General features: G+C 43.8%; 11 protein-coding genes and 3 pseudogenes. All 14 read left to right on the top strand.

Annotation, left to right across the window (positions count from 1 at the left end):
* The first annotated feature begins 301 nt into the window (after positions 1–301).
* The 14 genes and pseudogenes from MFLO_RS05680 to MFLO_RS05610 all read left to right on the top strand — a co-directional run bounded on the left by MFLO_RS05680 (position 302) and on the right by MFLO_RS05610 (position 14,541).
* The gene (locus tag MFLO_RS05680; protein WP_036096956.1) at positions 302–1,579 is read left to right on the top strand and encodes a glycosyltransferase family 4 protein; all 1,278 of its coding nucleotides are present in this window, start codon (positions 302–304) and stop codon (positions 1,577–1,579) included.
* Positions 1,572–2,596: pseudogene (locus MFLO_RS05670) on the top strand (glycosyltransferase family 4 protein). The gene MFLO_RS05680 and the pseudogene MFLO_RS05670 overlap by 8 nt, the downstream one beginning before the upstream one ends.
* Positions 2,597–2,637: 41 nt before the next feature.
* The gene (locus MFLO_RS05665) at positions 2,638–3,654 is read left to right on the top strand and encodes a lysylphosphatidylglycerol synthase transmembrane domain-containing protein (RefSeq protein ID WP_051993523.1); all 1,017 of its coding nucleotides are present in this window, start codon (positions 2,638–2,640) and stop codon (positions 3,652–3,654) included.
* Positions 3,655–3,764: 110 nt separating this feature from the next.
* Positions 3,765–5,036 (top strand): UDP-N-acetylglucosamine 1-carboxyvinyltransferase, encoded by a 1,272-nt coding sequence (locus MFLO_RS05660; protein ID WP_036096953.1) that lies wholly within the window; start codon positions 3,765–3,767, stop codon positions 5,034–5,036.
* Between the two features lie 89 nt (positions 5,037–5,125).
* A pseudogene (gene rho / locus MFLO_RS05655) lies at positions 5,126–6,398 on the top strand (transcription termination factor Rho).
* A 103-nt stretch (positions 6,399–6,501) separates the two neighbouring features.
* Entirely contained in the window at positions 6,502–6,747 is a 246-nt protein-coding gene (locus MFLO_RS05650; protein ID WP_036096952.1) for a type B 50S ribosomal protein L31, read from the top strand.
* 200 nt (positions 6,748–6,947) lie between these two features.
* Positions 6,948–8,234, top strand: a complete 1,287-nt coding sequence (locus tag MFLO_RS05645) for a homoserine dehydrogenase (RefSeq protein WP_036096951.1) — start codon at positions 6,948–6,950, stop codon at positions 8,232–8,234.
* A gap of 2 nt (positions 8,235–8,236) precedes the next feature.
* Positions 8,237–9,292, top strand: coding sequence for a threonine synthase (thrC, locus tag MFLO_RS05640; RefSeq protein WP_036096950.1), 1,056 nt, complete (start codon positions 8,237–8,239; stop codon positions 9,290–9,292).
* Entirely contained in the window at positions 9,292–10,158 is an 867-nt protein-coding gene (thrB, locus tag MFLO_RS05635) for a homoserine kinase (protein ID WP_036096949.1), read from the top strand. The genes thrC and thrB overlap by 1 nt, the downstream gene beginning before the upstream one ends.
* 140 nt (positions 10,159–10,298) lie before the next feature.
* Positions 10,299–10,875: pseudogene (locus MFLO_RS05630) on the top strand (thymidine kinase).
* A 22-nt stretch (positions 10,876–10,897) separates the two neighbouring features.
* Positions 10,898–11,974: a peptide chain release factor 1 gene (prfA, locus tag MFLO_RS05625; RefSeq protein ID WP_036096947.1), complete on the top strand. Its 1,077-nt coding sequence runs from the start codon at positions 10,898–10,900 to the stop codon at positions 11,972–11,974.
* Positions 11,964–12,821: a peptide chain release factor N(5)-glutamine methyltransferase gene (gene prmC / locus MFLO_RS05620; protein WP_036096946.1), complete on the top strand. Its 858-nt coding sequence runs from the start codon at positions 11,964–11,966 to the stop codon at positions 12,819–12,821. Before prfA ends, prmC begins: the two co-directional genes overlap by 11 nt.
* Before the next feature lie 269 nt (positions 12,822–13,090).
* Positions 13,091–14,137: an L-threonylcarbamoyladenylate synthase gene (locus MFLO_RS05615; RefSeq protein ID WP_036096944.1), complete on the top strand. Its 1,047-nt coding sequence runs from the start codon at positions 13,091–13,093 to the stop codon at positions 14,135–14,137.
* Positions 14,134–14,541, top strand: coding sequence for an arsenate reductase/protein-tyrosine-phosphatase family protein (locus MFLO_RS05610; RefSeq protein WP_036096943.1), 408 nt, complete (start codon positions 14,134–14,136; stop codon positions 14,539–14,541). The genes MFLO_RS05615 and MFLO_RS05610 overlap by 4 nt, the downstream gene beginning before the upstream one ends.
* The last annotated feature ends 82 nt before the right edge of the window (positions 14,542–14,623 follow it).

Raw genomic sequence — 14,623 nt, 5'->3', positions numbered from 1 at the left:
ATCGAATTTTAGAGAAAAGAGAGGCTAAAGGCCTCTCTTTTTTTTAATGGTGTTTAAAGCCTCTTTAGAATGGTTATTGTGTTATGATGAAAAAAGTTGTAAAATGGAAAGGTTCAGGTAATTCTGGCGAAGCCGAAAAGGCTGAGTTAAAAATCATTCTAAGGGCGCATGTAAAAGAAAAAGTAAACAGGCATAATAATAGTAGTTAACCGGATTTAGGATACATATATAGTGAATTATGCTATAATTATAGAACGGATTTAAGATGAATGAACCAACTTGGAGAGAGTAGGCGATAGTAATGAATATAGGAATCTTTACCGATACCTACAGTCCGCAAATCAGTGGAGTGGCAACATCCATTACCATTATGGAAGAAGAGCTGAGAAAAAGAGGACATAATGTATATATTTTTACGACCACCGACCCGAATGCTGACCGAGCAAGCGAACAAGGACGTGTATTTCGCCTGCCTAGTATTCCATTTGTGTTTTTTCCAGAACGGAGAGTTGCAATTGCAGGAATGGCGAAGTTTATTCGTCTCGTCGGGGAACTGAATTTAGATATCATACACACACATACTGAATTTTCGCTTGGACTGTTAGGAAAAAAGATTGCAAAGAAATACGGGATTCCTATCGTTCATACTTACCATACAATGTACGTCGATTATCTGCATTATATTGCAAAAGGCAAGATCTTGAAACCCAATATGGTAAAGCGAATGACGCGTTCGTTTTGCGAAAGCTACCAAGCTTTAATTGCACCGACTGAAAAAGTGCGACACCATTTGGAAGATTGCGGCATTCATAAGCTGATTTACACAATTCCAACTGGGACGAATTTAAGTTCGTTTGAGCGAGTCAGTGAGACAAAGCTGAATGAGATTCGTGCAAGTCTTGGAATTTCTAAAGATGATCCAGTTATTCTTTCGCTGGGACGGGTGGCTTATGAAAAGAATATTGATGCGATTATTGATGCTTTTCCAGATGTTTTGGCTGAGATGCCGAATGCAAAGCTTTTGATTGTTGGTGACGGACCTGTGCGCGGTGAACTTGAAGAAAAGGCCGCTGCAATGGGACTCGAGCGTTCGATTTTATTCCCAGGAGCCATTCCTTGGAATGAAATTGGGACATATTATCAGCTTGGACATGTGTTTGTCAGTGCTTCAACAACAGAAACGCAAGGATTGACTTACATGGAAGCGATGGCTTCGACACTTCCAGTTGTAGCAAAACGCGATGAGAGCATTGAAGATTTCTTAATAGATGGCAAGACAGGGCTGTTATTCGATTCGGATGATGAACTTTCCAATCGGTTGATTTATGTGCTTAAAAACCCAGCGCGAGCGAAACAAATTGCGCAAAACGGACGTAGCGAAGTAACGCGCTACTCGGCGGATAATTTTGGAAAAACGATTGAAGAAACCTATCTTGAAATCGTTGCGATGTTTCAGACGATCCAGAAAAAACCGATCGATTTGAAACCGACGCTTATTAAAAGCAAGATGGCTTCTCAGGTATTTTCGTTAACTTCAAATTCGCACGTTAGGAAAGGAAGGTCGAGTCGGCGTGATTAAACTGACTATGCTGTCTTCTGCGGAAAAGGTAAAGGGGCAAGGTGTTGCTTCTGCTTACCGCGAACTTGTCAATCTCGTTGAAGAACATTTGAGCGACCAGTTCGATCTTGCGATTAACAGCTTTCGAAAAAGTGATATAACACATTATCATACTGTGGATTTTCATTTTTATCTTTCGACATTTTTTCAAAAAAGAAGCGCGGGGTTAAGGTCGGCTATGTTCACTTTCTGCCGGAAACACTGGAGGGAAGTCTCAAACTGCCGAAAATAGCTCGCGCTGTTTTTTTTAGATATCTCATTTCATTCTACAAGCGAATGGACGAGATCGTCGTTGTTAATTCGTCGTTTATTCCAAAACTTGAAGCACACGGAATTAAACGCGAAAAGATCCACTATATTCCTAATTTTGTTTCTAAAAAGACGTTTTATCCGCTTGACCAAGAAGCCAAAAATCGTGAGCGGGAGAAATTTGGGATTCCTGCTGACAAATTTGTCGTGCTTGGCGTTGGACAAGTCCAACACAGAAAAGGCGTACTTGATTTTATTGAAGTTGCAAAGGCACTTCCAGACATTGAATTTGTCTGGGCCGGTGGATTTTCATTTGGGAAAATAACGGCTGGCTATGAAGAGCTGAAAAAAATCTATGATGCTCCTCCTGAAAACGTAAAATTCATTGGGATTATCGGGCGTGAAGAAATGAATGCTTGCTTTAATATGGCTGACGTTTTCTTTATGCCGTCGTATAATGAGTTATTTCCAATGGCGATACTCGAAGCGATGAGTTCCGATACTCCAGTACTTTTACGCGATCTGGATTTGTATCAAGAAATTTTAACGGGTTACTATGATGAAGCGAGTGATAACCCGGGCTTTATCAAGAAACTTAGCGAATTAAAGGAAGATCAGTTTGCTTATCAATCTTTGGTTAGAAAAGCGCAAAATGGGGCGGCCTTTTACTCAGAAGAACGCCTTACAAAAATATGGAGTGATTTCTATCATCAATTAGTGAAGGAGTGAAAGCGGCATGAGCAAAACGGCTAAAACGCAACTGGCTCAACATTTTTCTTATCATTGTGATCAGTGTCGGCTTTCTTGTTTGGCAGTTTCGCGATGTCAATTTGAAAAAATTTACGCTTGAACTCGATAAGGTCAATCTCTGGTGGATTCTCATTGCCTTTTTGTTCATGTTTCTTTACTGGCTATTTGAAGGGGTTGTACTCCATCACTGTGTGAAGCCGATTCATAAGGAGCAGCGCTTTCTCTCTTCGTTTCGCATTACGATGATCGGCCAGTTCTTCAATACGATTACACCAATGCAAGCGGGAGGTCAGCCGGCACAGCTCTATGCGCTTGTGAAAAAAGGTGTCGATATCGGTTCGGCAAGCTCGGTTCTCTTGTTTAAATTTATTATTTATCAAGCGATGATTGTGATTAACTTTTTGCTCGTCCTTATCTTCGGCTTTCATTATTTGATGACGGGAGCCGTTCCACAGGTGAAGTATCTTGTTGTGATCGGATTTTTGGTTCACTTTCTTGTGATTGTCGGCTTGATTCTCGTCGGAAAGAGCCGCGGATTTACAACCAGCTTGGTGCATATTGTGCTGAAGCCGCTTGGCTGGTTTTTAAAGAAAGAACGTGTGCTTAAAATGCAGGAAAGTATTGACGAAAAAATCAATACTTTTCATCAAGAAACGAGTCGAATTGGAAAAGATTGGAAACTTATTTTCTCGTCTTGTTTTTATACGACTTTGCAGCTTTGGGTCTATTTTGCCATTCCATACTTTATTATGCTCAGCATGGGCATTACGACGATGAGCCTTTACATGGTCATTACGTTCCATGCTTTTATCATGATGTTCGCAACGGTTGTACCAACACCGGGCGGAAGCGGAGGTGCAGAATATACCTTCACGCTGCTGTTTGGTCCGCTACTTAGCTCAGTTCAACTGTTGGCGGCTTTAATTTTATGGCGGATTGTTACGTATTATAGTTGCATTCTATTTGGGGCGGTAGCGATGATGATTCGTGAGAAGGTTCCGGATGCGAAAAAAAAAAACAGCAAATATACACCTTGAAAAAAAAGCTGTCCTGACGCGGGGTAGCTTTTTTTACGTAGTAGAACCTTGCATAAATGGATCGTTTTAGAGATAATGTAAAAAGAAATTGAAAAGAAAGAAGGTAACCCATGGCGAATCGGTTAGTGATAGAAGGCGGGAAGAAACTCTCAGGAACGGTGACGATTGACGGTGCCAAAAACAGTGCGGTAGCTTTGATTCCTGCTGCGATTTTGGCGGATTCTGAAGTAACGCTTGAAGGTCTTCCGAATATTTCGGATGTGGAGACACTTTATCAGATTGTTGGGGAATTAGGCGGAAGTGTAGAATACAATGAACATAAGGCGATCATTGATCCAAGCGAAATTGTGGATATGCCGCTTCCATCAGGAAACGTAAAAAAATTACGTGCTTCGTATTATTTAATGGGAGCACTGCTCGGTAAATTTAAAAAAGCGGTGGTTGGATTGCCAGGTGGATGTTACCTTGGTCCACGACCGATTGATCAGCATATTAAAGGATTTGAAGCATTAGGTGCGCAAGTGACAAACGAACAAGGTGCAATTTATTTGCGCGCGGAAAAACTGCGAGGGGCACGTATTTATTTAGATGTTGTGAGCGTCGGAGCAACGATCAACATTATGCTTGCTGCTGTTCTTGCAGAAGGCAAAACGGTGATTGAAAATGCGGCGAAGGAACCAGAAATTATTGATGTGGCAACGCTTCTTAATAACATGGGGGCTAGCATTAAAGGAGCCGGTACAGATACCATCCGAATCCATGGTGTAGAAAAGCTACATGGCTGCCACCATACGATCATCCCAGATCGAATTGAAGCTGGCACATATATGATTATGGCTGCGGCAAGCGGAGCGGGTGTTAAAATCCAAAATGTTATCCCAGATCATCTTGAAGGAATTACTGCGAAGCTGATTGAAATGGGTGTTCCGATTGATGTTCATGAAGATTCGCTTGAAATCGGCGAAGCGAAAGATCTGAAAAAAGTCGATATTAAAACGTATGCCTACCCAGGGTTCGCTACAGATTTGCAGCAGCCGATGACGGCGCTGCTGACGCAGGCAGAGGGAAGCGGAATTGTCACGGATACGGTTTATCCCGATCGCTTCAAGCAAATTGCCGAACTTGAGCGGATGGGCGGCAAATTTAAGCAAAACGGCCGAAGTGTGGTCGTGTACGGTAAAACCGCGCTAAAGGGAACGAAAGTGACAGCTACTGACTTGCGAGCTGGTGCTGCACTCATGGTGGCCGGTTTGATTGCTGAAGGGAAAACAGAAATCCTTGAAGCTGAGCATATTGAACGCGGCTACGGAAATATCATTCAAAAATTAACAGGGCTTGGCGCAAAGATATATAAAGAATCAGGCGAGCCTTCCATATCTTAATCAACTTCTCACATTGAACTGGGGGCAGGTAGGGCTCCAGTTTTCCTTCCTTATCTTCATCTCATAAATAAACATAAAGGTGGTTCATTATGGCGAATTTGTCTATGTCTTACTTAGAGAGCCTCACGATCAAAGAGATCTACGCGCTCGCCAAAGAACATAAAATTGCATATTATAGTAAACTCACAAAAAAAAGAATTAATTTTTGCGCTACTGAAATCAAACGCTGAAAAAGAAGGTTTTTTCTTCATGGAAGGCGTGCTGGAAATTATACCGCAAGAAGGATTCGGGTTTTTAAGACCGATCAATTATTCGGCGAGTTCAGAGGATATTTATATTTCGGCTTCGCAAATTCGCCGATTTGATCTTCGGACGGGTGATAAAGTTTCTGGGAAGGTTCGTCCACCTAAAGAAAATGAGCGCTATTTTGGACTCCTGCATGTTGAAGCCGTAAATGGAGAAAACCCGGAAGTGGCGAAGGAACGGGTTCATTTTCCAGGGCTGACACCGCTTTATCCGGATAAACAAATTGAGCTTGAAAGTGGACAATTTCCGCTCTCGATGCGTATGATCGACATGATTGCGCCAATCGGATTCGGACAGCGCGGTTTGATTGTGGCGCCGCCGAAAGCAGGAAAGACGATTCTTTTGAAGGAAATTGCCAATGCGGTAACGAAGAATCATCCGGAAGCGGAACTGATTGTGCTACTGATTGATGAACGCCCAGAAGAAGTGACTGACATTGAACGTTCGGTTTCTGCAGATGTGGCAAGTTCCACGTTTGATGAAGTTCCAGAAAATCATATCAAGGTAGCGGAATTAGTTCTGGAAAGGGCGATGAGGCTTGTTGAACAAAAACGAGATGTTATCATTTTAATGGATAGCATTACACGTCTCGCGCGTGCTTATAACCTTGTCATCCCGCCTAGCGGGCGCACACTTTCCGGCGGGATTGATCCGGCTGCATTTCACCGTCCGAAGCGGTTTTTTGGTGCGGCTCGAAATATTGAAGAAGGCGGCAGTTTGACGATTCTTGCAACGGCGCTTGTTGATACGGGTTCGCGAATGGACGATGTAATTTATGAAGAATTTAAGGGAACTGGCAACATGGAGCTTCATCTCGATCGCACGCTCGCGGAAAGACGGATTTTCCCTGCGATTGATATTAGACGCTCTGGCACGCGAAAAGAAGAATTATTATTAGGCAAAGACCAATTGGAACAGCTTTGGAAAATTCGTAAAGTATTACCGGTTCAAGGCGATGGCTTGGATATGTCGGAACGCTTTATTCGTTATATGAAAAAAACCAAGAATAATCAAGAGTTTTATGAGCTTTTACAAGAAGAAATGTTTAAAAAATAATGGTTGATTGTTTGTAGTCGACTTGTTATAATTATGATACTGTGTGTTTCTTGCAGTTAATATCTCTGTTTCAGATGATTCAGGGCGAAGGAGTTGAAATGAAATGAAAGCTGGAATTCATCCTGAATACCGTCCAGTTGTTTTCGTTGATACTAGTACTGATTTTAAATTCTTGTCGGGTTCTACTAAACCGTCGAATGAAACAATCGCTTGGGAAGATGGTAACGAATATCCGTTGCTACGCGTCGAAATCTCTTCTGATTCGCACCCATTCTATACTGGTAAACAAAAACATGCGACTGCAGACGGCCGTGTGGACCGCTTCAACAAAAAATACGGAATCAAATAATTTCGTACAAAGAACGAAGCTTAATTATGAAAAACGAATGCACCTCCTTTGTGGGGTGTATTTTTGTATGCTTTGAAATAAAAGAATGATTCATTTGTTAGCAAAAGTGAAAGAAATGTGAATTTTCGCAAGATGGGGTTTACTTCTGATAAAAGAAATGCGTATAATAGCACTAATTACTTTTATAAGGAGGTTTTCAAGTGAAAGCAAAATTACAAGTAGGTGTGTTGGGATTTGGCACTGTTGGAAGCGGTGTGATCCACATTTTAAAAGAGCACCAAGAAAAAATCAGTCAAGTGACGGGCTATGACATTACCGTAAAAAAAGTGCTTGTGCGCGACTTAGAGAAAAACCGGCGCTATGAGACAGAGGGATTTAGCCTGACAACCGAACCGCTCGATGTTTTGGATGATCCAGAAATCGCTGTTGTTGTCGAAGTGATGGGAAGCATTCAAACCGCGCGCGAATATATTTTGCACGCACTGAAAGCCGGAAAAAGCGTCGTGACTGCCAATAAAGATTTAATTGCGCTTTACGGGGATGAACTCGTGGCTGTCGCGCATGAAAACCGCTGTGATTTATTTTATGAAGCGAGTGTAGCAGGCGGAATTCCAATTTTACGCACAATCGTGAACAGTCTTGCAGCAGACCGAATCCAAAAAATTCTCGGGATCGTAAATGGTACGACGAACTATATGTTGACACAAATGACATCAGAAAATAAAAGTTATGAGGAAGCTTTGAAAGAAGCTCAGGAATTAGGCTTTGCCGAAGCCGATCCGACAAGTGATGTGGACGGAATTGATGCAGCTCGGAAAATGGTCATTCTAACGCGGCTTGCGTTTGGAATGAACGTGAATTTAGATGATGTTGAAACAAAAGGTATTCGCGGAATTTCTGAAAAGGACATTCAGGTAGCTTATCAACTCGGCTATAAAGTGAAACTCGTTGGACGAGCAGAAGAAATTAATAATACGGTTGACGTGACGGTAGGCCCGGTGCTTTTGCCGCGTTCGCATCCGCTTTCTGGTGTGAACTATGAGAATAATGCTGTGTTTGTAACGGGTGCCGCTGTAGGTGAAACGATGTTTTACGGGCCGGGTGCAGGGGAGCTTCCGACGGCAACGAGTGTTGTGAGCGACTTAATCACCGTTGCTAAAAATGCAAAACTCGGAACAACCGGCAATGCTTTTAACAGTTTTGTGCACGAGACAAAAAATACACCATCTGACCAAGTGTATTCCAAATACTATTTCCGCCTTGAAATGGACGATAAGACGGGAACGTTCCTCAAGCTGACCAAGATTTTTGCAGATGCCGGAGTAAGTTTTGACAAGATTTTACAAGAGCCGCTTGACGAACATACGGCGACCGTTGTGATTATTACGCACGCCGCAAGTCGCAAACAAATTGATGAAGCTTCGAACGCCGCGCATGCAGAACCTGAAATGCGCTTAATCACAAAATATGCAGTTGTGGAGGGTTAAAGATGTATAAAGGATTACTTGACCGCTATAAAGATTATCTACCCATTACGGAAAAAACACCGCTTCTTTCACTATCAGAAGGGAATACACCGCTGATTCCACTGATTCACCTTTCAGAAGAGCTTGGAATCGAACTTTACGGAAAATTTGAAGGCTTGAATCCGACCGGCTCCTTTAAAGACCGCGGCATGGTGATGGCTGTTGCTAAAGCGAAAGAAGATGGTGCGGAAGCTGTCATTTGTGCCTCAACGGGCAATACATCAGCCGCAGCAGCTGCATACGCGGCGCGTGCTGGTATGAAAGCATACATTGTGATTCCTGACGGGAAAGTGGCGCTTGGGAAGCTTGCTCAAGCCGTTATGTACGGTGCTGATATCATTGCGATTAAAGGCAATTTTGATGAAGCCCTTACAGCCGTGCGCGAGCTTTCGGAAACAGAAGCAGTGACGCTTGTCAATTCTGTCAATCCTTACAGGCTTGAAGGTCAAAAAACCGCAGCTTTTGAAATTTGTGAAGACTTGGGCGGTGCTCCCGATGTTCTGGCTATCCCAGTTGGCAACGCCGGCAACATTTCGGCTTATTGGAAAGGTTTCAAAGAATGGAACAACAAGCATCAAAGTGGCCTTCCTGAAATGCATGGATTTGAAGCAGAGGGAGCTGCCGCAATCGTAAGAGGCGAACCAATCGAAAATCCTGAAACGATCGCGACGGCCATCCGAATTGGCAATCCGGCGAGCTGGAAGCTCGCCGAAGCCGCACGTGACGAATCCGGTGGTGTGATCTCATCTGTTACGGACGAAGAAATTATTGAAGCTTACAAACTCGCAGCTGCTAAGGATGGCGTATTCATCGAGCCAGGTTCTGCAGCATCACTAGCCGGTGTGATCAAAAGCTTAAAAGCTGGAAGTATCAAACGCGGATCGAAAGTGGTTTGCGTCTTTACAGGGAATGGGCTGAAAGATCCGGATACAGCAATGAGCGTCCATGACTTTGATATTGCTCATATTGAAGGCGTTGAAGCGATGCGCGACCATCTGAGAAACGGAGTGAACGCCTAATGCGCATCCAAGTTCCGGCAACAACGGCGAATCTTGGTCCCGGTTTCGATTCAATCGGACTTGCGCTAGGCCTTTACTTGACGGTTTCTGTGGAAGCGCCGAGTGACACTTGGAACGTCAGCCACAATCTTGGTGCGGATATTCCCACGGATGAAACCAATCTCGTGATTGAAACAGCGCTTAAGCTCGCGCCAGAAATTTCGCCGCATCAAATCACTATGAAGTCAGATATTCCTCCTGCAAGAGGGCTTGGTAGCAGTTCTGCTGCGATTGTTGCGGGGATTGAACTGGCGAATCAGCTTGGGAATTTGGCGCTTACGGATAAACAAAAAGTCGCGTATGCAGCGGAATTTGAAGGGCATCCTGATAATGCTGCTCCGGCGATACTGGGCGATCTCGTGATTTGTTCCAAACAGTCGGATGCGGATTTTTATGTGCAACAGCCGTTTCCAGATGCGGATTTCTTGGTTTTTATTCCGGAAACACCGCTTCTTACGAGCGAAAGTCGCGCGGTTTTGCCGCGCGAGATGGCATTTTCTGATGCAGTTCGGGCGAGTAGTGTGGCAAGTGTGATGGTGGCTGCGGTTTTATCAGGCGACTTGGTACTTGCCGGGAAGATGATGGAGCGCGATGAGTTTCATGAGACTTACCGCGCGAAGCTTGTTCCGCATCTTGCGGAGATTCGGAAGATCTCAGCTGAAACTGGCGGTTATGCATCTGTGCTAAGCGGCGCGGGACCAACCGTACTTGTTCTTGCACCGCGCGGCAAAAGTGCTCATTTGAAGGAGAAGCTCGAACAATTTGATCCGGCAGCGGAAGTGCTGCTTTTGCAGACGGAATCAAACGGGGTTCGCGTTTTTAACTAGTAAAAATAGATTTTCTAGGAAAGCTTGGCGAAAAGACGCCAAGCTTTTTTTGCGATGAACTTTCCAGCTTCGTTATCCCAATTTCTGTGTGTCTGTGGTAGAATAGGAAAAGAGTTTAGAAAAAGAGGTAAGGTGAAACCATGGCACAGTTATTTTTCCGCTACGGCGTGATGAACAGCGGTAAAACTATTGAAATTTTAAAGGTAGCGCATAATTATGAGGAACAAAATAAATCGGTCGCTATTTTTACATCGGGAATTGATAATCGCGATCAGGTCGGCGTTGTCTCAAGTCGAATTGGATTGAAACGCGACGCAACACCGGTTTTTTCGGATACGAATATTTTTGAAGAAGTAAAAAAACTTGATCCGCGCCCAAACTGTGTCTTACTTGATGAATCACAGTTTTTAGAAAAATCACCATGTTTTTGAACTGGCGCAGATAGTAGATGAGCTTGGAATTCCTGTGATTGCTTATGGTCTTAAAAATGATTTCCGGAATGAGTTGTTTGAAGGATCGAAATATCTTTTGCTTTATGCGGATAAAATTGAAGAAATGAAAACGATTTGCTGGTTTTGTGCGAAAAAAGCAACAATGGTGCTTCGAGTAGATGAAAACGGCAAACCTGTCTATACGGGAGAACAAATTTTGATTGGCGGAAATGACCAGTATTATCCGGTATGCCGGAAATGCCATGCACATCCGCCAATCGCTTAATGAGAAAAGTGAGGGATGAAAGATGTATGATCGTCTGCAAGCGGTTGAAAACCGCTATGATGAACTGAATGAACTCTTGAGTGACCCGGATGTGGTTTCAGATGCGAAACGGCTGCGTGATTTGTCAAAGGAACAATCGAGCATTGCTGAAACGGTGGAAACCTATCGTCATTACAAAGAAGTAACGGCTGGGATTAGCGACACAAAAGAGCTGTTAGCTGAAAAATTGGATGATGATATGCGTGAAATGGCGAAGGAAGAACTTAGTGAACTTCAAACGGAAAAAACGGAACTCGAAGAGAAAATGAAGCTGCTGCTTGTTCCAAAGGACCCGAATGATGAGAAGAATGTCATTATGGAAATTCGCGGCGCAGCAGGAGGCGATGAAGCAGCACTGTTTGCTGGCGATTTATTCCGTATGTATAGCCGTTACGCTGAATCACGCGGTTGGAAAGTCGAAGTGATGGATGCGAGTCCAACTGGAATCGGCGGTTATAAAGAAGTTATTGTGATGATTAACGGAGATGGTGCATTTTCGCGTCTTAAATATGAGAATGGGGCACACCGTGTTCAGCGGGTTCCAGAAACAGAATCGGGCGGACGGATTCATACTTCGACGGCCACGGTTGCGATTTTGCCGGAAGCAGAAGATGTTGAAATTGATATTCAAGATAAAGATATTCGGACGGATACATTTGCTTCAACGGGAGCCGGCGGTCAAAGTGTCAATACGACCATGTCAGCTGTTCGTTTAACGCATATTCCAACTGGGATTGTTGTTTCAATGCAAGACGAACGTTCGCAAATCAAAAATAAAGAAAAGGCAATGAAAGTTTTACGTGCTCGTGTTTATGACAAGTTTGAACGTGAAGCGCGCGAAGAATATGATGCAAACCGAAAATCGGCTGTTGGGACGGGTGACCGTTCGGAACGGATTCGGACATATAATTATCCGCAAAATCGAGTAACCGATCACAGAATTGGACTTACGCTGCAAAAACTCGATCAAATTATGGAAGGCAAACTTGATGAAATCATTGATGCGCTTATTTTAGAAGATCAAACGAGCAAGCTGGAGCATTTAAACGATGTCGAATAAGACGATCTTGACCTTGCTGAATGAAGCGCGAAAACAACTTAAAGCGCGCAATCTCGATCTCAATGCAGCTGAAATTCTGCTTGAAACGCGGCTTGGTATCAAACGAACGGAACTGTGGACGAGTCTTGACCGGACGCTTGAAGAGAAGCATGAGCTTCAGTTTAAAGCTGATTTTGACCGTTATTTAAACGGGGAACCAGTTCAATATATTTTGCAGACAGCGCCGTTTTATGGTTATGACTTTTATGTGGATGAAAATGTTTTGATTCCGCGTCCGGAAACTGAGGAATTGGTGCTTGCGGCAGAACAGTTTCTCACGAAGCATCCACAGAAAACGCTGCTTGATGTCTGCACGGGGAGCGGAATTATCGCCATCGCGCTCAAAAAGTCATTTCCTGAACTCGAAGTATCGGCTTCGGATATTTCCCCCGAGGCGCTCAAAATTGCGGAGCGAAATAGCCAAGAACTTGGTGCGGAAGTCGAATTACGCGAAACAGATTTAGTCAAAGCGTTTCGGGATGAAAGCCGCACGTTTGATGTTGTCCTTGCGAACCCGCCTTATATATCAACTGGGGAAAAAGGGGAAATGTCGGCTTACGTTCTAGCGAACGAACCAGAACTTGCGCTCTTTGCAGAAAATGATGGCTTAGCAATTTACGAGCGCTTGGCGGCGGAACTTCCAAATGTGGTGAATGAAAGATTCTGGATCGGCTTTGAAATTGGCTACAAGCAAGGAGAAGCTGTGAAGGAGCTGCTCGAAAAGCAATTCCCGGAAGCCAAAACCTTTATCCAGAAAGATATAAATCAAAAAGATCGAATTGTGGTTTGTTCCAATTTGATTTCCTAGAGGCGCGGAATTTTCTGCTGCCTTTTTTAATAACTAAAAAAGATGACTTGTGGATAAGTTGCGAGAAACCAACTTTGTGTAAATAAAATTACAGTTGTGACGCTTGTTTTGAAGCCGTTCTCATGGTTATCCACAAATTCACAGCAAGTTATCCCCATAGTAGAAGTTATTATCCACAACTTGGGGATAACTTTACAGCCGCTTAGGATTGTCATTTGGCCTAGAAAGGCGTTAAAATAAGGCAAGAAGTCTGAAAAGGAGTTTAGAAGATGGAGACAAAACTTTGGAATATTGATGAAGGTAAAGAGGTTTACCAAGAAGCGGCAAAATTGCTTCAAAACGGAGAAACGGTAGCTTTTCCGACTGAAACGGTTTACGGTCTTGGTGCGGATGCAACAAATCCGGATGCGGTTGCAAAAATCTATCAAGCAAAAGGGCGTCCATCGGATAATCCTTTAATTGTGCACATTGCAGATGTGAAGCAAATGGATGAATTTATTGCAGATATTCCGGAGAAGGCGCAAAAATTGATGGATGCATTTTGGCCAGGTCCGCTGACGCTGATTCTGCCGCTGAAACCCGGGGCGCTTGCTCCAAGTGTAACGGCCGGTCTCGATACGGTCGGCGTTCGGATGCCTGTTCATCCGGTGGGGCTTGAACTTTTGAGAGTGACAGGTCGTCCTATTGCTGCCCCGAGTGCCAATCGTTCGGGGCGCCCTAGTCCTACTACGGCGCGGCACGTAGAAGAAGATTTAAAGGGGTTAGTTTCTGCGATTATTGATGGCGGAAGTACGGGCGTTGGGCTTGAGTCGACGGTTGTGGATGCTACTGCTGCGGTTCCGCTTATTTTGCGTCCAGGCGGTGTTTCGATTGAGCAGATCGAAGAAGTGATCGGTCCGGTGAAGTCGGCTAAAAATGTCGTGAAGCAAGAAGAAACGCCGAAAGCTCCTGGAATGAAATATACGCATTATGCACCTCTTGCTCCGGTTTATCTTGTACAAGGGGATGCGGATTTTTGGGAAAAACAAATTGAACGAGGACTTGATCGCGGTGATAAAGTGGGTCTGCTTTTATCAGATGAACTTGCAGCTAAAATCAGTGAACCTGTGATGAAGATTAAAATCGGTAGCAAGTCACAAATGGATGAGATTGCCCGCAGGCTTTATGATGGCTTGCGATTATTTGATCATACGGATACCACGTTAATTTTAGCGGAAACCTATCCACGCGACGGCATTGGAGAAGCGATTATGAACCGACTTGAAAAAGCTTCGGGCAACAGATATCTTTCGAAAGAAAAAGAACTACCGCGATGAATATTTTATTTGTTTGTACAGGAAATACATGTCGAAGCCCGCTTGCGGAAGGTATTTTAAAATCAATTCGACCGGACTTAAATGTCCGTTCAAGGGGAATTGCGGCGCATACGGGAGAAGCGATTTCTGACTGGGCGGGACAGATTTTGCTGGAAAATGGTATTGAACTGGCTCATAGCGCAATGCTTCTGACGGAGGGGGATATCGACTGGGCAAATCAAATTTTTGTGATGACCTCAGAACAGTTAGCCTTGCTCGGCACTCTCTTTCCAGAAAAAAAGAGGAAAATTGATTTGATTGCACAGGATGGATCAAATATTGCAGATCCATTTCTTGGCGGTAGGGTTGAATATCAAGCAACATTTGATGCGCTGAAAACGGCTCTAAGAGAACGCTTTGAATAAGTGAAAGCGTTCACTTTCAAAATTTACTAAAAACTCGCACAAAATACTTGCTTTTCCGTTCGGTTTGCGTAATGATAGATCT

Origin of the sequence: Listeria floridensis FSL S10-1187 (assembly GCF_000525875.1) — a bacterium.
GTDB classification, from domain to species: domain Bacteria; phylum Bacillota; class Bacilli; order Lactobacillales; family Listeriaceae; genus Listeria; species Listeria floridensis.
Note: the sequence above shows the minus strand (reverse complement) of the source record. Positions and strands in the feature narration are given on the sequence as shown.

Excerpts from the sequence above, each read along its gene's own strand:
- MFLO_RS05680 (WP_036096956.1), top strand. The coding sequence starts at position 302 with ATGAATATAGGAATCTTTACCGATACCTACAGTCCGCAAATCAGTGGA.
- MFLO_RS05660 (WP_036096953.1), top strand. The coding sequence starts at position 3,765 with ATGGCGAATCGGTTAGTGATAGAAGGCGGGAAGAAACTCTCAGGAACG.
- MFLO_RS05650 (WP_036096952.1), top strand. The coding sequence starts at position 6,502 with ATGAAAGCTGGAATTCATCCTGAATACCGTCCAGTTGTTTTCGTTGAT.
- thrC (WP_036096950.1), top strand. The coding sequence starts at position 8,237 with ATGTATAAAGGATTACTTGACCGCTATAAAGATTATCTACCCATTACG.
- thrB (WP_036096949.1), top strand. The coding sequence starts at position 9,292 with ATGCGCATCCAAGTTCCGGCAACAACGGCGAATCTTGGTCCCGGTTTC.
- prfA (WP_036096947.1), top strand. The coding sequence starts at position 10,898 with ATGTATGATCGTCTGCAAGCGGTTGAAAACCGCTATGATGAACTGAAT.
- prmC (WP_036096946.1), top strand. The coding sequence starts at position 11,964 with ATGTCGAATAAGACGATCTTGACCTTGCTGAATGAAGCGCGAAAACAA.
- MFLO_RS05615 (WP_036096944.1), top strand. The coding sequence starts at position 13,091 with ATGGAGACAAAACTTTGGAATATTGATGAAGGTAAAGAGGTTTACCAA.
- MFLO_RS05610 (WP_036096943.1), top strand. The coding sequence starts at position 14,134 with ATGAATATTTTATTTGTTTGTACAGGAAATACATGTCGAAGCCCGCTT.